The 19,192-nt window shown below is 44.5% G+C and carries 18 protein-coding genes and 2 pseudogenes; 2 read left to right on the top strand and 18 right to left on the bottom strand.

What is annotated here, in order from left to right; translation table 11 throughout:
• Window positions 1-14 precede the first annotated feature (14 nt).
• The 13 genes and pseudogenes from LIZ66_RS01080 to LIZ66_RS01025 all read right to left on the bottom strand — a co-directional run bounded on the left by LIZ66_RS01080 (window position 15) and on the right by LIZ66_RS01025 (window position 11,896).
• Window positions 15-2,294: a hypothetical protein gene (locus LIZ66_RS01080; protein WP_118578384.1), complete on the bottom strand. Its 2,280-nt coding sequence runs from the start codon at window positions 2,292-2,294 to the stop codon at window positions 15-17.
• Window positions 2,295-2,382: 88 nt separating this feature from the next.
• Window positions 2,383-3,633, bottom strand: coding sequence for a glutamate-5-semialdehyde dehydrogenase (locus LIZ66_RS01075; protein WP_173715584.1), 1,251 nt, complete (start codon window positions 3,631-3,633; stop codon window positions 2,383-2,385).
• Window positions 3,634-4,194 carry a 5-formyltetrahydrofolate cyclo-ligase gene (locus LIZ66_RS01070; RefSeq protein WP_173715583.1) on the bottom strand — a complete coding sequence of 187 codons (561 nt, stop codon included), beginning with the start codon at window positions 4,192-4,194 and terminating at the stop codon, window positions 3,634-3,636.
• Window positions 4,172-4,393, bottom strand: coding sequence for a DUF896 domain-containing protein (locus LIZ66_RS01065; protein ID WP_118578386.1), 222 nt, complete (start codon window positions 4,391-4,393; stop codon window positions 4,172-4,174). Before LIZ66_RS01065 ends, LIZ66_RS01070 begins: the two co-directional genes overlap by 23 nt.
• Before the next feature lie 84 nt (window positions 4,394-4,477).
• The gene (proB, locus tag LIZ66_RS01060) at window positions 4,478-5,335 is read right to left on the bottom strand and encodes a glutamate 5-kinase (protein ID WP_173715582.1); all 858 of its coding nucleotides are present in this window, start codon (window positions 5,333-5,335) and stop codon (window positions 4,478-4,480) included.
• A gap of 342 nt (window positions 5,336-5,677) precedes the next feature.
• A complete protein-coding gene (locus LIZ66_RS01055; RefSeq protein WP_226814800.1) occupies window positions 5,678-6,691 on the bottom strand; it encodes a DUF3048 domain-containing protein in 1,014 nt (337 codons plus the stop codon).
• Window positions 6,692-6,911: 220 nt separating this feature from the next.
• Window positions 6,912-7,409: an rRNA maturation RNase YbeY gene (gene ybeY / locus LIZ66_RS01050; RefSeq protein WP_226840922.1), complete on the bottom strand. Its 498-nt coding sequence runs from the start codon at window positions 7,407-7,409 to the stop codon at window positions 6,912-6,914.
• A gap of 171 nt (window positions 7,410-7,580) precedes the next feature.
• Window positions 7,581-8,600, bottom strand: coding sequence for a PhoH family protein (locus tag LIZ66_RS01045; RefSeq protein WP_118578388.1), 1,020 nt, complete (start codon window positions 8,598-8,600; stop codon window positions 7,581-7,583).
• A gap of 76 nt (window positions 8,601-8,676) precedes the next feature.
• Complete coding sequence (locus LIZ66_RS01040; protein ID WP_227200015.1) at window positions 8,677-9,876, bottom strand: sporulation protein YqfD; 1,200 nt, start codon at window positions 9,874-9,876, stop codon at window positions 8,677-8,679.
• Window positions 9,877-9,893: 17 nt separating this feature from the next.
• Window positions 9,894-9,953 (bottom strand): annotated as a pseudogene (locus tag LIZ66_RS19690) (hypothetical protein); the annotation flags it as partial.
• Between the two features lie 32 nt (window positions 9,954-9,985).
• Complete coding sequence (locus tag LIZ66_RS01035) at window positions 9,986-10,252, bottom strand: YabP/YqfC family sporulation protein (RefSeq protein WP_118578390.1); 267 nt, start codon at window positions 10,250-10,252, stop codon at window positions 9,986-9,988.
• A 74-nt stretch (window positions 10,253-10,326) separates the two neighbouring features.
• Window positions 10,327-10,875, bottom strand: coding sequence for a DUF2284 domain-containing protein (locus LIZ66_RS01030; protein WP_118578391.1), 549 nt, complete (start codon window positions 10,873-10,875; stop codon window positions 10,327-10,329).
• 79 nt (window positions 10,876-10,954) lie between these two features.
• Window positions 10,955-11,896, bottom strand: a complete 942-nt coding sequence (locus tag LIZ66_RS01025; RefSeq protein WP_173718690.1) for a tRNA dihydrouridine synthase — start codon at window positions 11,894-11,896, stop codon at window positions 10,955-10,957.
• 411 nt (window positions 11,897-12,307) lie between these two features.
• Between LIZ66_RS01025 and LIZ66_RS01020 the strand changes: the two genes are divergently transcribed.
• Window positions 12,308-13,465 (top strand): pyridoxal phosphate-dependent aminotransferase, encoded by a 1,158-nt coding sequence (locus LIZ66_RS01020; protein ID WP_173718689.1) that lies wholly within the window; start codon window positions 12,308-12,310, stop codon window positions 13,463-13,465.
• Between the two features lie 241 nt (window positions 13,466-13,706).
• Here LIZ66_RS01020 and rlmH read toward each other — a convergent pair whose 3' ends face one another.
• The 5 genes and pseudogenes from rlmH to LIZ66_RS18870 form a co-directional block, all read right to left on the bottom strand.
• On the bottom strand, window positions 13,707-14,186 hold the full coding sequence (rlmH, locus tag LIZ66_RS01015; RefSeq protein WP_173718688.1) for a 23S rRNA (pseudouridine(1915)-N(3))-methyltransferase RlmH: 480 nt from the start codon (window positions 14,184-14,186) through the stop codon (window positions 13,707-13,709).
• On the bottom strand, window positions 14,187-14,489 hold the full coding sequence (locus tag LIZ66_RS01010) for a Dabb family protein (RefSeq protein WP_118578395.1): 303 nt from the start codon (window positions 14,487-14,489) through the stop codon (window positions 14,187-14,189).
• Window positions 14,490-14,755: 266 nt separating this feature from the next.
• Window positions 14,756-17,917 (bottom strand): FtsK/SpoIIIE family DNA translocase, encoded by a 3,162-nt coding sequence (locus LIZ66_RS01005; RefSeq protein WP_173718686.1) that lies wholly within the window; start codon window positions 17,915-17,917, stop codon window positions 14,756-14,758.
• Window positions 17,918-17,987: 70 nt separating this feature from the next.
• The gene (locus LIZ66_RS01000; protein WP_118578397.1) at window positions 17,988-18,863 is read right to left on the bottom strand and encodes an undecaprenyl-diphosphate phosphatase; all 876 of its coding nucleotides are present in this window, start codon (window positions 18,861-18,863) and stop codon (window positions 17,988-17,990) included.
• 47 nt (window positions 18,864-18,910) lie between these two features.
• Window positions 18,911-19,108 (bottom strand): annotated as a pseudogene (locus tag LIZ66_RS18870) (DUF6783 domain-containing protein); the annotation flags it as partial.
• On the opposite strand from LIZ66_RS18870, the gene LIZ66_RS18865 reads away from it, so the two are divergent.
• Window positions 19,046-19,186, top strand: a complete 141-nt coding sequence (locus LIZ66_RS18865; protein ID WP_306467722.1) for a DUF6783 domain-containing protein — start codon at window positions 19,046-19,048, stop codon at window positions 19,184-19,186. The pseudogene LIZ66_RS18870 and the gene LIZ66_RS18865 sit on opposite strands and share 63 nt — an antisense overlap.
• The last annotated feature ends 6 nt before the right edge of the window (window positions 19,187-19,192 follow it).

Below are 19,192 nucleotides of genomic sequence, written 5' to 3'. Positions count from 1 at the left end.
TGCCATAGATTTTCTTAGATTTCTTTTTTTCTCTTTCTGACGATAACATAACCTCCAGCTACCAGAGAAAGACTTGCAAGCATCATCATAGTGGCAATCGGGGAGTTATCGGCTGTTCTCGCGTTTGTTGCAGATGTAGAACCGGTATCGCTGTCTGTTCCGTCATGGTTCTCTGCATCATCGCCATCTGTTCCATCTCCATCGCCGCTACCTGTTCCGTTATAATCATAACCGCCGGAACCAGAACCGGCTGTTGCAGTTGGCGTGATTGTGCCGGATGGAGTTACTGTGAAGTCGATTGCCTTGGACTTAAATTCTGTAGGGAGAGCTTCCTTCACGCCGGTAGCTTCCCATTCGGATCCATTGTATATGTACTTCTGGAAGAAGATATACATTCTAAAGGTCTTCGCCTGCTTGATACCATTTACATTTCCGATAGACCAGCTCTTCTGATATCCGGTGTCAATGTTCTTCGCGGACATGCTCCAGCCATACGGGATCCACTTGGTATCACCTTTGATCGGGTTTGTATTGTCAGTTCCGGCGCCAGTTACTGTGAAATTGTACATCTGCTTCGGGTAGAATGCCAGTGCTTTTTCAAGACCTGTTACCTTGCTTTCGCTGACAGACGGGTTAATGGTTGCACGAGTAGTTGGCGTCGGTGTAGTAGTAATCGGAGTTTCTGTGGGAGTGCTTGCTTTCGCCTTTAATGTAAGTACAAGTGGCGCAACTGCTTCAAGTCCCTTGGAATCCTCAGCATATACAACTACTTTAATGGCTGTATCATAAGCTACATCTGTCAACTGTACACTTGCAGAGCTTGCAATATCTCCAGAGCTCTTATAATTGCTCTTTACTGCTTCGAATCCAGGTGTAGAATCAGATTTCTTCACCCAGGTCACATAATATCTTCCTCCAACACCAGCATCATTGGTATGGAAGGTCAGATCAACAGTATGCTCATACGCCTTATTCCAGGAAATAGAATCTGCGGTCAGCGTCATAGTACTAACAGGAGCTGTAACAGACTCAAGTGCTCCAGTCTGGTTGTTAATGGTATACTCTGTAGTGTCCAGATAATGAACATGTGCCAGAATATTCTCCATAGTAGTAAGTGCAGTACCATTCGCATCCGTACCGACCTTTACAATAATCTTTCCGGCAGCTGCGTCACTTCTTCTTACCTGAAGGTCTGCTGTTTCAGCAAGCTGGCCAATTGCTGCGATACATGCGTTATCACCGCCTAAAACAATACTGTTATCATTAAGACCATCGTCCTTGTTATCCTTTACAATTACAGCGCCGGAAACACGGATCTCGCCCAGACTGTAAATAGCTCCACCTGTAATTTCAGCAGCTTCATTTACAATACCTTCAGACTGGTTTCCTGTGATAGTACCACCTGCCAGTCCGATGCTTCCGCCAGAATTACAGATTGCAGCTCCCGGCGCACTGGTTCTGTTTCCTGTCAGGGTTACACCATCGGACAATCCGAAGTAACCGCCCTCCACAGAAATAATGGAGCCTGTTGCATCCCCCTGGTCAAGTGCTCCTGTTACAGTCAGACTTAAAACAGTCTCACCCTCCTTGCCTGTACCAAACTGGAAAGAAGTGGACTCATCTTTTACTTTAAACATATCTCCTAAAAATCCGGCTGCACGTTTAATAGTAGTTCCATCCGCAGCTGCTGCAATAGAGATATTCTTATTCTGATCGATCACAACAGTCTCACTGATCTCTACAGTTCCGGTTACAAGGATCTGGGTAACTTCACCATCCTTGCCAATATTAACCGGGGCTGCCGCAATTGCCTCTGCTAATGTGGAATAGGATGTCTGGGTTCCATCTGCTGCCTTCAGGATAATCTGACCAGTGGTCTCAGGAGTAGGGGTAGCACTCTCCTCTTCCTCCAAAGTCAGCTCAGCAGTATCTCCGCTGTTAAAGCCATCATCCACAACCGCATCCGCTGCCTGAGCTGGTTCTGCTGCCGGTGTGTCTGCAGCTGCCTGGGTTGGTTCTGCTGCCGGTGTATCTGCAGCTGCCTGGGTTGGTTCTGCAGTCGGCGTATCTGCTGCCTGTGCAGGTTCTTCCACAGGTGTATCTGCTGCGGCATCTGAAATATCCTGCACTGGTTCAGCTGCTGCTTCTCCTTCTTCTGACTCTGCGGCAACAGCTACTGTGTCCTCTATTGTCACGGTCTGGGTATCTGCCTCTGCAAATGCCATTGTCACCGGAGACATTCCGGCTGCAAGGCTTCCCGCCATAATGAATACCAAAAGTTGCTTTTTCTTCATTTTAAAAAGTCCTCCTTATAAATGAGTCCCCCATATTAAATATTAACATCGAAGTCTAGTATAACATATCTCAGTTCAAAAATCAAACCTAAGGACGAATCTGTCCGTTTCCATAAATGATATATTTTGTGGAAGTAAGTGCCAGAAGTCCCATGGGGCCACGGGCATGAAGCTTCTGGGTGCTGATTCCGATCTCGGCACCAAAACCAAACTCAAAACCATCCGTAAATCTTGTAGAAGCATTCACATATACAGCAGCTGCATCTACTTCATCCAGGAATTTCTGGGCATTGTTGTAATCTCTGGTAATAATTGCCTCTGAATGGCCTGTATTGTAGCGATTGATGTGGCGAATCGCTTCATCTGCAGATCCAACTACTTTTATAGAAAGTATATAGTCCAGATATTCTGTACCCCAGTCTTCCTCAGTGGCAGTGACTGCGTCTGGGATCAAAGCCTTCGCTTCCTCGTCAGCACGCATCTCCACATTCTTTGTCCGAAGGCGCTCTGCAAGAACCGGAAGGAAAGCATCCTTCACTTTCTCATGCACCAGAAGAGACTCACAGGCATTGCAGACACCCACCCGCTGTGTCTTGGCATTCATCACAATGTCTGCCGCCATCTGAAGATCTGCGCTCTCATCCACATAAATATGGCAGTTTCCGGTACCAGTTTCGATTACAGGAATCGTGCTGTTATTTACTACTGCTTTAATAAGACCTTTGCCTCCTCGTGGAATCAGTACATCCACATATTCATTCATCTTCATGAATTCTCCGGCAGTCTCTCTTGAAGTATCAGAGATCAGCTGGATCGCATCTTTCGTAATTCCATTCTCATCCAGGGTTCTGCGGATGCAATCCACAATAGCAGTATTGGAATGGATGGCATCACTACCACCCTTTAAGATCACCACGTTGCCAGTTTTAAAGCAAAGGGCAAAAGCATCTGCTGTCACATTTGGTCTTGCCTCGTAGATGATTCCGATCACTCCAAGAGGGACTCTCTTCTGTCCAATGAGAAGTCCGTTGGGACGTTTTTTCATCCCGGTCACTTCCCCGATAGGATCTTCCAGTGCCGCAACCTGACGAAGCCCCTCTGCCATGCTTGCAATTCTGGCTTCTGTCAACATCAGACGGTCTACCAGTCCTTCTGGCATCTGATTCTTCCTGCCATTCTCTACATCAATGGCATTTGCTGTAAGAAGTGCTTTCGAATCTGCAACAAGGCTGTCTGCAACAGCCTCCAGAACCTGATTTTTCTTAGCTGTATCAAGGTTTCGAAGAACGATTTCTGCCTCTTTGGCATTCCTGCCAAGAGTTTCCAGCATTTCATTCATTTATAAGTCCTCCCTCCGGTAAACTTTACTCTGTGTCACAATGATCTGAGGACAAATGTCCGTAGGTTCTGTGGGCACCAGATCAAGGATCTGAAAATCAAAAGCCACTGCCAGTCTGGTAATATCAGGATGTTTTTCTAAAAAGCGGTCATAAAAGCCGCCGCCATATCCCACTCTGTTGTTCTCAGGATCAAAAGCTACACCAGGCATGACCATAAGAGCATCCTCCCACTTCACGATCTCGCCTCTGACAGGCTCCGGAATTCCAAAATATCCAGGCTCTAGCTGAGAAAAATCAGTAAGGCGGTAAAAAATCATATCCTTTCCCACAACCTTCGGGACTGCCACTTCTTTTCCTGCTTTCCAGGCTTCCTCAATGATATATCTGGTCATTACTTCATGATTGTAATCTGCATAAGCCAGAATATGCTTAGCCTTCACAAACTCTGAGAGTTTCAGCACCTGATCTGTAATCTGATGGCTCCATTCTTCTACCTGCGCATCGCTGCACTGCTTTCTGGCTGCAAAAATCTGCTTTCTAATGAGTCTTTTTTCTTCCATATCTTTCTCCAAGATTCACAACCGTACCATCGGCTTCCTTTACATCAATATTATCCAGCTGATTTCTAAGGTTCATCTTAATGGTGGCAATATACTCCTTGCGCAGCTCTGCCTGTTCTTTTTTCTCTTCTTCTGTAAGGCCTACGCTCTGTGCCTTATGGTGAAGGGTGTTGATTCTGTCGATTTTTGTGCTGTCCATAATATACTCCTCCTGAGAATGTTCTATGTAATTTTAATTTATACAAAAACTTAAAGCAATTGTAACTGTGAAGATACTGAACAGTTACAGCAATTTTTCAATATAATCGATCAGGAAAAACTCTTCCTTTTTCTTTCCAACAAACAATGTACCGCAGGGGTCGCCCTCCACAATGCGGTGAATATTATGAAAATCGCCGCCATTGGCAATTACCATGTCGGTACCGGCAGCTGTGGCAATTCTGGCAGCTGTAAGCTTGGTAGCCATTCCTCCAGTGCCCACTTTGCTTCCGGAGGAGCATTTTCCCATGTTAAGAAGTTCATCGTCCAATGTTTCTACCATGTCAATAAATTTCGCATCTGGATTTGTATTCGGATCATCTGTAAAAAGTCCGTCTATGTCTGACATAAGGATCAGAAGATCTGCCCCTATAAGAGCAGCTACCACTGCAGAAAGGGTATCGTTGTCTCCGAATTTTTCCAGAGACTGAAGCTCATAGGTGGAAATAGAGTCATTCTCATTAACAATAGGGATCACACCCATGGATAAAAGCTCATTAAACGTGTTCTCTGCATTTTTGCGGTTGGCGTTGTTTACCATGGTATTTTTGGTCATCAGGATCTGACCTGCCATCTGATTGTATTCTCCAAACAGCTTCTGGTAAATCATCATAAGTCTGGCCTGTCCAACCGCTGCACACGCCTGCTTCTGACGAGGCTCCTGTGGCTTCTCTTTAAATCCAAGAGCTGCTGCTCCAACAGCGATGGCTCCTGAAGATACCAGAACCACATCCTTACCCTGATTTCGAAGATCGCCCAATTCCCTTACCAGAATCTCCAGTTTCCGAAGATTCAGCTTGCCAGTTTCAGCATGGGTAAGAGAGGAACTTCCAATCTTGATTACAATACGTTTTTTATCTTTCAGTCTTTCCCGATCATTCATTTTATTTGTCAACTCCGTTATTATGTTTCCATGTAGTTTTCATACATATCAATTTCTTATCTTACATCATTTTTTTCATTTCGTCCATGGTTTCAGGTAAACAGTTCTTAATTTCAGAAAAATTTCACATTTTAACGTGTAGAATTATTGTTTCTGTAAAATATTGCATAGTCTGAAAGAGCTCTACCGTGTTTTGATCGTCCTATCACTTTTGCAAATCAAGTCAAAACGCGTTCATTTGCATCATGCGCTCGTGCAGACAGGCTCTAGAGCATGTTTTTCACGTAAATACAAAAGAGGAACGCCTTATCTTATGACGTCCCTCTCCATTTTTAATTTATTTTACTGTAAAGACACAGAACCTACAGAATCATTCAGCACGATCTCGACCCATGTTTTTCCAGGATTCAGCTGAATCTCCTGATTATTGGAATCATAATAATGAGTGATTCCCCACTGGGAATCCTTTGTCCAGTGGATGTCGATTGCCTTGCCTCTGGTGATGTATTTGCCCTCACCTCCGGACTGGGTATCTACGTTCAGATAACCATTTGGATCATATGGAACATAGTTGGAATACTGTAAAATAATATTCTCACATGTCAGCTGATTACCTGTGTTCTGGTCAATATGCGGTGCATTAAACTGGAAGCGGCTGTACTCCTTAGTCTCTGCATTGTACTCAAACCACGGATGGTTATAAGCGAAATTATCAAGCTTCACAACATTTGCAGAAACTCCGTCATCCAGGGTTGTCTCAGTTCCTTCCGGTGCAAACTGGAAATGACCATTATAGTCCTCTTTATAATCCTGGCTATAGCCCTGGCTCTGGATTCCTGCCTGAAGATGGGAGAAATCAGTGTAAGCATTGTGCGGTGCTACACGGTCAGTGCTGCGATAGTAAGCATTTCCAAGTGTAAGTCCGTTCAGATTGTCGATCAGGTGCTGGTCCAGATACTGAAGTGCATATACAGCCTGTCCATAATGAGAATAGATGGCATCATACTCATTTGCATAGAACAGGAAGTAATCACGGCAGCTTCGCACAGAACCGATCCTTGGAATATTGTCATAGTCCTCGATGATCGCCATGAGACGGGTGATGCTTCCCTCTACCGGTGCTTCATAAATGACTCCTGCGTTCTCAGTTCCGCTCTGTGGAGCGCCATTGGTATCGTTGCCAAGCATAACTGCGATGGGACGTCTGTGGCCAATGCCGACAGATACATCCTCTCCGGTAAGATAACTCTTCACGGTATCTGTCCCGGCTTCCTCTGCCTGTACCGCTACTGTGGATCCTGCAAGTGCGCAGGAAAGCAACATTCCTGTGAGAAGTTTAAATATTTTTTTCTTCATGTCTTCTCCTCCTTATGCATATATATTTAACCTTCTAACTGAACAGAAACTGCAGAAACCGCCACTTATAAATACATCCGGAATGGTAATGCCACCTGCTGATGACATCACCTTATATGAAAATCAGTCGCTTTGCAACTGCCATCCGGAACTTTCATAGTAACTTATTCACGGCAAACAGCAAAAGCCTCTCCAGCTATAGGGTCATGCACAAAAAAATTTAACGGGTAATTCCAAGTTCCTCCAGTGCCTTCGCCTGGCGTGCTTCCATATCTGCGGCTTCCTCCGGAGTCATGTGATCGTATCCCAGAAGGTGTAGCATACTATGTGCAACTAGGAAGCAAAATTCCCTCTTTACACTGTGTCCATACTCTTCTGCCTGGGCAGCAGCACGTTCTGCAGAAATCATAATATCTCCCAGAAGAAGCTCTCCACTGTCAAGATCAAAGCAGGACTCATCATCTTCAGCCACAGAATAATCTGCCGGTGTTTCAAATGGCAGCATTGGAAAAGAAAGAACATCAGTAGCTCTCTCAATGCCACGGAACTCTGTATTTACCCTTTTAATCTCTTCATTATCTGTGAGAACCAAATTTACCTGTGCATCCCATGGACATTTCTCCATGTCAAGCACCTTCTCTGCAACCATCTTCGCAAGCGCCGGACAGTCAAGTCCAAGGTCAAAATCGGTCTCGCATTCGTATTCTATTGTTACCAAAACTTATTCCTCCTGTATGACATCTGCCTGATTTCTCAAACAGGCGACACCATATGTTCAATTTTACTATTTTGTTTGAATTATTCTGTAAAATTCACATTTCAGTTTCAAATTAATCTTCCCACAGGATATTGATTGTCATTTACTGAAAATCTTGTCCTGGCTTCCCAATTACCGGCTTGTCCGCCGAACTGCCCGCTTCTGGGTCTTTTCCTGGGCTTTCGCTTCCTCTTTCTCAAATGCTTTAACAATGTCCTTCACGATCTTGCAGCGGACAACATCACGGTTCGTCAGGGAAATAGTAGCAATATCGTCTACATTTTTCAAAATAGAAGCACACTTCTGAAGTCCGGAATCCGTCTCTTTGGAAAGGTCGATCTGTGTTACATCGCCGGTAAGAATCATCTTAGAACCAGTACCAATACGGGTAAGTGCCATTTTCAAAATAGGAAGTGTGGCATTCTGGCTCTCATCAATGATGATCATACTGTTATTCAAAGTACGGCCTCGCATATATGCAAGAGGTGCAACCTCAATGATTCCCCGTTCTCTTAACTTCGCAGCCTGATCTGGCCCGAATACGTCATTTAGTGCATCGTAAAGCGGCTTCAGATAAGGATCAACCTTCTCCTGTAAATCTCCCGGAAGGAAACCAAGCTTCTCGCCCGCTTCAATGGCCGGACGGCTGAGAATGATTCTCTCAATCTCGTCATTCCGGTACAGCTCTGCCGCATAAGCAACTGCCAGGTATGTTTTACCTGTACCGGCAGGTCCGATACAGATAGTAACCGTATTGTTCTTCAAAGCAGTGATATAATTTTTCTGTCCAATTGTCTTAGTTCGAATTGGAATATTCTTATAATTCAAAGTCACTGCATCCCCCAGCACCTTGCGGGTGCTGTCTGCAATATCCTCCTCGCTGTCATCCTCTTCCTCGGTCTCATCCAGAAAACGATGGATCATATCCACGGAAAGCTGCTGCTGTTTTTCAAGAGCTTCCTTCATGGCTTCAATAATATTCACAGCTGAATGTATCCTGCCGTCATTAGTCCCACTTACGGTAATGCAGGAATTTCTCTGGGTAATGGATACGCCAAGACGATTCTCAATCACCTTGATCAGCTTATCATTGATTCCAAAAAGCTCCTGTAAAATATCTAATGAGTCAATCTCTATATTCGTGGATTTCAAAAACTGCTCCTCCTTGTGTCTGTTCAAAAATATCTCTGGGTAAAAGTATACCACTCTAAAGATTGTTTTTCAACACTTATGATTCCTGACTGAATTCTATATTCTGCTTCTTTCCGCTTTTTTCATCTACTGTCAATGTACCCTGCACAGTACAATTTGTACTGTCAAATGTGACAGACAACCGGGAATCTGCAATCCGGATTCCTTTATTCAGAAGTTTTTGTTCATATATTCTCAGCTGCTGCACTGCTTTCTTCTGAGCCTGTTCTTTCGTGTAAACTGTGCTCTGTATCTTATAAGGTGTTCGGGTGATTTTTCCCAGGGAAAAAGGAAGGACGAAATTCTCGGTAAGTTTCCAGGGGATTTCTTCCGTTGAGGTTATATATCTGGATTTTTTTCCTGTATCTGCGCCAAAAACGAAGTCACCAACACGAAAATACCAGCTGGTTTTTGAAGTGCCGCTTTGAACCTTTTTTTCATAGGAAAGGGGGACCTCCTGATAATAGGCAATCTGATGGCGCACATAGATGTCTGCGTCTGCCGGAACATATTCCACACGTACAACCTCCTGGCTGTCATTCAGGATTGGCACCTCGCCAGATACCAGAATATCACCCTGTTTGCAAATGTCTCCAGTTTTAACAAGTGGAGTTCCATTTCTGATAACCATATTCACAATTTTCCCATCCAGATTGGAAATCAGATTGCATGGAGATTTTGTTTGCCGGATACCTTCTGTGAGGTTTTCTTCCTGAATGGTAAGAAGAAGCCGGGTACCTTGAACCCTGGCGGAAACAAAAGTAATATCCGGGTAGTTTTTCCTGAGAAGGTCGGCAATCCGGGTACAGTTAACCTGATTTTTACGGATCCCATGGGTAATTCCCTGCTGGTCCAGAAATTCCAGAAGCTGAGGGGTGGAATTTTTTACATTTCCATCAATGTGGATATTCCAGATGTGGCCAGAGAGCCAAAGCAGCAAGACCACACAAAGAAGGAACCCGGCTGTAAAGCACTTACGTTTTTGGATTCTGAGCAGCAAAAACGGCAAACCTCTTTTTTTTAGAATATGGATACGGACTCTGGTCTTTCTATGTATGGGAAGGAGTTTTCGGAAATCATTTATGGAGATGCGAGTTGTTATGTTTTTTTCTGACAGATAACGGATTCTTTCCAAAGAGACAGCTCTGGCATGGCACAAATTCAGGAAACGTTCCAGCTGGTCACCGGATACTGAAAGTTCTAAAAATCCATGGAGTATTTTTTCGGGGTCATTCATTTTAATCTCGCCTCCATTTATATTGGATTTACAATGTACTGCCGAACGGCAACCGAATTCAGGTGAAATATACTGCAAACCGGGGCATACAGATTGCGGAAATGATTTTTCAAACACGCTCTAACATTACCGACAAAATCTGCCCTTTTATTTCCATTTCCCAAGTAGTGTAATGAAATATTTCCAGATTTTTCCCTTGAAGGATCACGCGTCCCTGGCAGGTAACCACGATTAATTTCTCGCTTGTATAGGATAAGATGCTTTTATAATTTTCAATCTGTACCTGCGACGGTCCGGTAATCGTTATAATAGGGGCTTTACAGGACAGGTCACCAGGAAGTTCCATAGCTGTCATAAAACGTTCTGATACAGACATAAAAAAAGCCTCCCGGTCTTTATCTCTAGCTTATGCGGGAGGTTTTCTTTTCATTCTGATTTATATTTAACAGATCACGCTCTCTGGCGAAAAAGCACCAGGGAAAACCACAGAATGGTATTTCCGCCAAGATTATATTCCATGGAATGATGCTCTACCAGCTCATTTACCACTACACCGTGACTTTCCAGGCAGGGATGCATTTTCTCAGGGAAGCGACAGGGCTTTCCGTCTAAATAGGCACAATGCTCGCAAAGATCGCAGGATTCAGTGGACAAGGTAAATGTCTCAAATCCCTCCCCTTTCAAAAATCCGGCTACCTCTGTAGTCAGCTCCTCGTGAGCATCTCGGGTAGCAAGCATTTCCGCCATGTTCATCACATCGGAAACCTCTGCCACACTGGAAAAAAGGATTCCATTTGGATAACTGTGGATTCGCTTCCCACATTCTTCCAGACTGCCCACAGCAGGGGGACAGGCCCAGGTAGTGCCGTAACGCTCACACTCCTGTTTGCAGATGATCCGCACCCGCTCTCTTACCTCTATTTCAGCAGTATCCACAAGGCGGTATTCATAAATGGGATACTGAGATATAAATTCTTCAAAACGATCGGTATTTAACATGTTATTCCTCTTTCGAATTATTTATTGCTATTTAGCCCGCCAAGGGGGATCCTTTCAGCGTTCTAAATATCCAAAATACTTAATCTATCAAATCCTGCTCTGCAAATAAACTGGATACCACAGACGAATACTCTGACAGATGCTGGGATTTCTTGATTTTCTTGGCATATTTCTCATAATTTGTAAAATTAACGGCCATATAGCTCCATAATTCTTTCATACGGAACAGCACATTCCGTTCGCCGGAAAGAAGTTCCCGATACTCTTCGAAAAGACAATCATGGAATTCTCTTACTGTCTTTTTATCCGGACGAATGCCTTCCCGGATCTCAGTTACCAGCCCCGGATTCGTGATCAGCCCTCTTCCATACATGAAGCAGCAAGTGTCTGGAAAACGCTCTGTAATCCGCTTATAATCAGCTGCAGAAAACAGATTCCCATTATAGCAAAGTGGCATTTTCAGACGGTTTACAGCCTTCTCATAAGCTCCGAGCCGCGGCACTCCGCGATACATATCTGTCTGAATCCTTGGGTGGATGATCAGTTCATGAATGGGATATTTTTCATAAATGGCCAGCAGATACTCCCAGTCTTCCTCGTAGTGAGTTCCAATTCTGGTCTTTATGGAAATTTTCATATCAAGTTTCGAAAAAATCTGATCCAGGAACTGATCCAGCTTCTGGGGCTCTGCCAGAAATCCGGCACCCTTTCCCTTCGCTGTAACTGTTCCAGAAGGACAACCAAGATTCAGGTTCACTTCCTGGTGTCCGTAATCATCTTTCAAAAGCTGGGCAGTACGGATAAAATCATCTGCATTGCAGGTCAGGATCTGGGGAACCACGTACATTCCCTCATTCCGCTCCGGTGACACCTCGCAAATTTCCTGGAAGCTCAGGTTTTTCTTCGGCTTGGCAGAAATAAACGGAGTAAAATATTTATCCATGGGATGATAAAACCGGTGATAAGTCCGGCGGTATACAAAGTTTGTCACGCCCTCCATAGGGGCCATGTAGTCTTTCATTTATGTCCTCGCATGTCTTTTTATTCAAATCAAGGGGGGGGGATTTTCTCAGCTGCTTTATTCAGAGCTTTCACCATGCAAAAAATTCCTTAAATTCTTCGAGAAACTTCTTCATTTTCTTTTCCTCCCTTGGTTTGATATAGCCAATTATACACGTTTCTCTATTTTTAGACAATGCCCTCTTAAGTGTCTGCTGCTATTTTTTTCTAAAATTTATACAAAAAAGAACTTTACCCCTAAATCTGGCAGTGCACGGCAGCCATCCATTTTCGTTTGCTATTAGCAATACAAATGTCTTGCCCGAAAATACATTTTTGTCTTGCACTCTGTTGTAGTACTGTGATAAAATAAACAGGATTTTAGCATAAACCTATTGGTTTGGCATTTTGAGAGAAAGAAGGCTTACTTACGATGAATTTTTCCAAAAGACTGAATTTATTTGGAGATGAAATTTTTGCCGCGCTCAATGAAAGGCGGCTTGAACTTGAGAAACAGGGAAAGAAGATCTACAACATGAGTGTTGGAACGCCGGATTTCCATACACCGGATCATATTAAGAAAGCACTGATGGAAGCTGCTGCTGACGATCAGAACTGGCGTTACAGTCTCCGCGATCTGCCTGAGCTTCTGAATGCGGTCTGTGCATATTACAAGAAGCGCTTCCATGTGGAAATCACACCGGATATGGTAATGTCCGTTTATGGCAGTCAGGAAGGCATGGGACATCTTGGCATGACTTTATGCGACGAGGGAGACGTGGTTCTTCTTCCAGATCCGTGCTATCCGGTTTTCGCAGCAGGAAGCAAATTAGGAGGCGCAGTTCCTTACTACTACCCGCTTGTAGCAGAGCATGATTTCCTGCCATATGTAAAGGATATTCCGGAAGATGTGGCTCGCAAGGCCCGTTACATGGTAGTCTCTCTTCCATCCAACCCGGTAGGCAGCATTGCCACACCAGGACTTTATGAAGAAATTGTTGCATTTGCAAAAAAATACGATATTGTAATTATCCATGACAATGCATACAGCGACATTATCTTTGATGGCGTGGAAGGTGGAAGTTTTCTTGCCACTCCTGGTGCGCGGGAGGTTGGTGTTGAGTTTTTCAGCCTTTCCAAATCCTTTAACGTAACCGGCGCCAGAATCAGCTTTCTCATTGGAAATCCAGAAATCATCTCTGCTCTAAAAAAGCTTCGCAGCCAGATCGATTTCGGTATGTTCCTGCCAATCCAGAAAGCTGCTATCGCTGCTCTTGAGGGACCTCTTGACAGCGTAAAAGAACAATGCAGACAATACCAGGCACGCCGTGATGCTCTATGTGACGGACTTGCTTCCATTGGCTGGGAGAAGCCAAACGGCAAAGGAACTATGTTCGTATGGGCAAAGCTTCCGGGAAAACGCACGGACAGCATGGCATTCTGTATGGAATTAATGGAAAAAGCCGGTGTCATCGTTACTCCTGGCGCAAGCTTTGGTCCTCATGGGGAAGGATATGTGCGCTTCGCGCTGGTACTTCCACCAGAGAAAATCAAAGAGGCTGTGGAATCTATCCGTACAAGTGGAATTTAAGTACCACTTCCAAATTTATCTTCAAATATATTGCAAGCTTTAACAAACCGTACACCACACGTTTTGCGCGTTATGGCAGCAATCGCCAGAAACTTACACAAACGTCGGCTTTAGGTTTTGACTGATTGCTCGTGTAAACTAATAAACTCCCGGATGTTAGCTGCCTCGAACATGCTCTAACATCTGGGAGTTCTTGTGTCTGTAATTATCATTTATGGAACTTTACAAAAATGAAATCTCATTATTTATGATAAGGCTCATGATTCATAATCCGATATCCCCTGTAAATTTGTTCCAACAGAATCATCTGCATCAATTGATGCGGAAACGTCATTCTTGAAAAACTGAGCTTATAATCTGCCCGTTTCAAAACAGCATCAGAAAGCCCAAGTGATCCTCCGATCACAAAGGCAATGCTGCTTTTTCCCTGAACGCCTAATCTGGCAATCAGGTCAGAAAGCTCTACAGAATCCAGCATTTTACCCTCTATAGCAAGTGTAATCACATAATCTGTATCGCGAATATGGCTAAGAAGCCGATTGCCCTCCGTCTCTTTGATCTGACGGTTCAGCGCATCGGAAGCTTTATCCGGAGTCTTCTCATCTGGCACCTGGATAAAATTCAACTTACAGTAGCGGCCAAGGCGCTTGGCGTACTCTGCAATTCCGTCATTCAGGTATTTCTCTTTAATTTTTCCAACTGTGATAATACGAATTTCCATTTACACCTCAAAGTCCATTGCTACACGGTCGCATACATTTGGTCTTACGTAAGTGTCCGCAACATGAACATGATTCGGATTTACTGCATAGGCAGCCAGTGCCTCAGCGCTCTCCAGCTCAGTGATCAGGCACAAATCACGTGTGCTGGATGGAAGAAGGTCTGTAACAACCTCTGCCTTAATGAGCCCTGGCACAACACCAACCAGACCTTCAAGATGTTCTTTGATCTGTGCTTTTAATTCAGGCTTCTTCTCCTCAGGAATCTCTTCTTTAAATGACCACATTACCATATGTTTTACCATTTTTATTGTCTCCTTTACATATATTTTCTTAACTGTTATACCAATTTATATAAATGATATGAGTGTCAAAAGGTCTTTTGACACTCATTTGATACCCGGATTGCTACGCAGCTACGCTGCTCCCGCAATCCTCCAAATATTCGAAATCCGCTGATTTACTGCGTAAATCGCTACTTTCTCATATTTGGCGTGTCCCAAGTTCAAAAGCCTTATCGTGCAAGCACGAACGGCTTTTTGACCTTTTGACACTGGTATCATATAAATTTTTACAAATGCTCTTCCACATAAGTCTGGAACTCATCCATACTCATCAGTACCTTACGCGGCTTCGTACCTTCTTCAGTACCTACTACCCCAGCGTCACAGAGCTGATCCATAATACGGGCTGCGCGGTTAAATCCAATCTTATACATTCTCTGCAGCATACCGATGGAAGCCTTTTCCTTCTCAATAATGAACTTACCCGCCTGCTCGAAATAGACATCTCGCTCATTGCCGCCAGAGCTTCCGCCAGCTGTAAGAACCGCATTGTTCATCTGCTGTTCAATCTTATTGTCGTAATCTGTCCGTGGATTTTTATCTGCAAGGAAATCCACAATATTGCTGACTTCGTCATCTGAAACAAAGGCTCCCTGCAGTCTGGCAGGCTTCTGGTAGCCCTGCGGATAAAACAGCATATCTCCTTTACCAAGAAGCTTCTCTGCGCCGTTCATATCCAGAATGGTTCTGGAGTCCACACCGGAAGTGACAGCAAAGGCAATACGTGACGGCATGTTCGCCTTAATAAGACCGGTAATAACATTGACAGACGGTCTCTGGGTAGCAATAACCAGATGGATGCCTGCAGCACGGGCCAGCTGGGCCAGACGACAAATAGCGTCCTCCACATCCCCTGGTGCAACCATCATAAGGTCTGCAAGCTCATCTACGATAATGACGATCTGACACATTTTCTCAGGGCGCTGCTCTCCCTCCGGGAACTTCATCTTCTCAATCTTGCGGTTAAACTCTTCCAGATTTCGTACCCCATACTCTGCAAAAGTATTGTAACGGTTACTCATCTCATTTACTGCCCAGTTCAGAGCCCCCGCAGCTTTCTTCGGATCTGTGACAACCGGAATGAACAGATGCGGGATACCATTATAAACACTAAGCTCTACCACTTTCGGGTCAATCATGATCAGCTTAACCTCGTCTGGCTTGGCTTTATATAAAATACTGATAATAAGTGTATTGATACAAACAGATTTACCAGATCCGGTGGAACCTGCGATCAGAAGGTGGGGCATCTTGGCAATATCTGCCACGATCGTCTTACCCTCAATATCTTTACCAGCAGCAAAAGCCAGCTTGGATTTGGCATTCATAAACTCCGGGCTCTGGATCAGATCACGGAGCATAACCGCACTGTGTTCTTTATTTGGTACCTCGATACCTACAGCTGCTTTACCCGGGATCGGAGCTTCGATACGGATATCCGGCGCGGCAAGATTCAGCTTGATATCATCAGAGAGACCTACGATCTTGCTTACCTTTACACCCATTTCCGGCTGCAGCTCATACCTGGTAACTGTAGGTCCGCAGCTTACGTTTGTAACCTTGGCATTTACTCCGAAATTATACAGGATTTCCTGTAATTTCTGAGCTGTCTTTCGAAGATGGGAATCAGAATCTCCCTGGGATTTCCCATTTCCACGTTTCAGAAGATTCACAGGCGGATACTGATATTCCTTTTTCACCGCCGCTTCCTGGGTTTTGATCTCATGCTGGATATTTACAATTCCGTTGGCAATCTCCTGCCTGGAAGACTTAGGATTCTTCGCCGACTGACGGGAAGTAGTTTCATCCGAAACTCCATTCCCCGCTGCCATTTCGTCAGAAGCTTCAGAAGAGTGGAAGCCAGAAGTTGCCGGAGATCCATGGGCAGCGCCACCTGCTGCGCCAGAAGTATCTCTCGTCAAAGCAACTGCATTCTGCATGGTAGCCATAGCTTCATTAAAATCCACTCCATCATAACTGTTTTCTTCTTCCTCTGCCTCAGCTGGTTGGTCACTGCTAACTGGATTTTTCATATAGACAGTACCGTCCTCTTCCGTGGTATCCTTTTCCATAGAATATGACGGTACAGGATCATCTTGTCCAGAGGAGGCGCTCGTATTCAGATCTGGCTCGTCTGACTGCTCTGGCTCAGAACGGTGAATTGCAAACTGCAGCTGTGTTTCCTCCTGTGATGATCTGTCATCAATTGACAGATCATCATCCTGGACCCGATACTCACTGATATCCACATACTTTCCTGTATTAATCGGAAGATTCTGAGCAGAAGCACTCTCGGAAAATTCTCCATTCACTGTAGTCATATTCTCCAGTGATCCTGCATCTCCCGGATTCATGGCATTCTCTGGATTTAAAGGAAATTCCTGATCCACAGATTCCCCGCTTTCCTCGGAATTTCTATCTTCAAATAAATCTGTCCCTGCAAGAAAGCTTGTAGAATCCAGGTTTTCTCCTCTTCTGCCCCGGGCCTGGTTATTTCCACGCATTCTCATCCGGGAATTTGCCCTGGAATCATTTCCAGCTGTCCTGGAAGCCTTTTTCCCTTTCTGTTTGGCTGCCTTTTTCTCAAAACGGGATGGTTCTTCCACCATATCTGAAGTAATCCCTTCTTCGGCAAGTGCAGCTTCCAGCTCCTGCATCCTTTTCTCACGGCGCTCCTGGGCTGCCAGCTGGCGCTGCTGGACTTTCAGCTGCTTCTTCAGCTGACGCTCCGGTGCTCCCTCCTGATAGAGCGCCTGCTGCCCCTTCACAGCTTCCAGGATCTTATCATAAATCTTATACAAAAATCCCAGGAAAGAATGCTGCGTGATCAGGATCAAACATACAAGGATCACAAGTACAATGATCACATAAGCACCGATGGTTCCAAATGCGGAGATTGTAGAAATACAGATTGCGCCTCCAATGGCTCCGCCACCAGTACGATACTCAGAACTGATCCTGTAATATTCTGCAAGAGTTGTACTCTCTGTATAGCCTTCTGTAAAAAGCTGTGCCAGTCCACAGCAGATCAGAAACAGAACTGCGGCGGCGGCTGTTTTTTTATAAGCAAGCACATTTCCCTTATTGGAGATCAGAAATGCTGCCATAATAAAAAGTACAACGGGAAAAATATAAGCCATCAGTCCCATTACTCCCATGAGTACCTTGCTGATGCTTCCTCCGACATTTCCACCAAGTCCGACACAACTTACCATAAGAATGATCGCTGCCGCCATCAGCACCAGAAGTATGATTTCCGTCTGAAAGCCGCTGGATATTGACTGCTTTCCTGCTGTATTCTTTTTAGACTGGGTACGTGCGGAAGATTTTTTCTTCGCGGATGTACCACGTTTGGTTGTTGATTTCTTCGGCGTATTAGACGCTGCCATTAAAAAGTTCCCCCTTCATCAGGCAAATTTGTAACCGATCCGTGTTTCTGTAAGCTTTCCTGCCGGACAGTTATGCAAAATTGCTAATAAGCGCTATGGCTCCTGCCACAAAACAGTAAAATGCGAAATAGCGCAGTTTCGCATGCTGCAAAATGCGGAGCAGATTGCGTATCATAAAATATCCAACTACTCCCGCCACGATCATACCAAAGACATAGGTAAATCCAAGAGACACACTCATCTTTGGCGTGGTAAACTGTCCAAGCTCCAGAAAAAGAGAGCCTAGAACTGCCGGAATGCTGATAAGATAAGAATATTTCACTGCAAATTTCCTGCTGAAACCGCATAATAAGCCTGCACAAATCGTCATTCCACATCTGGATATACCTGGAAATACGGAAATCCCCTGACAAATTCCAATCCACATGGCATTGTCATAAGTCACATCTTTCGGTGTCTTGATTCCACCGATATTACTGAGGTCTGTCACAAGAAGAAACACTCCTGTCACAAGGATACATGCTCCTGGAAGAAGCGGGGAAATCGCCGCTCTTGTCACCAGTCTTCTGCAAATGTATCCAAGCAATGCTGTGGGAATAAATGATACAGCCATAATCGCTGTAAATTTACGGTATGTTCCGTGCACCACTCTGGCATAGTGGAGATTCTCACCGGTTTTCCTGTTGTGAAAATAGATATTTACATTCCCGATTATATCCATGATCATGCCCAGAAGCTCCTCTCCGATCCGGCGAAGATCCTCATGGAATGCAAAAAAAACTGCCACCATCGTGCCTATGTGAAGAAGCACTTCAAAAAGGACTGCAGTGTTTCGTGTAATTCCCATTGCATTTTCTATGGCTGCCAGATGTCCGAAACTGCTCACAGGAAGAAACTCCGTGATTCCCTGAACAATTCCTAATAAAATCGCCTGTAAAACTGACATATTCAATATTTCCTTTTCTTTGGGATAAGACGGGCCGCGAAAACCCGTCAAGCGTACCTATTATACCACAAAGCAGGCAAAGATACAACTTTAATCGAACGACTGTTTTGTCTGCGGCGTGAAATCAATTCCTGTTCACTTGCAACTTTCCTAGAGCGTGTTTGAAAAAGGTTTTCTGCAAGATGTGCGTCACATTTTGTGGGAGATTTTGTCTGGATGAGGGCGTCGTAGCGGGCTACGACAACCGAATTCGGGCAAAATACACCGCAAAGTGGGGCGTGCAGATTGCAGGAATGATTTTTCAAACACGCTATAATATATAGAAAAAA

The sequence above is a fragment of the Blautia faecis genome, from assembly GCF_020554845.1.
GTDB lineage: Bacteria > Bacillota > Clostridia > Lachnospirales > Lachnospiraceae > Blautia_A > Blautia_A faecis.
Note: the sequence above shows the minus strand (reverse complement) of the source record. Positions and strands in the feature narration are given on the sequence as shown.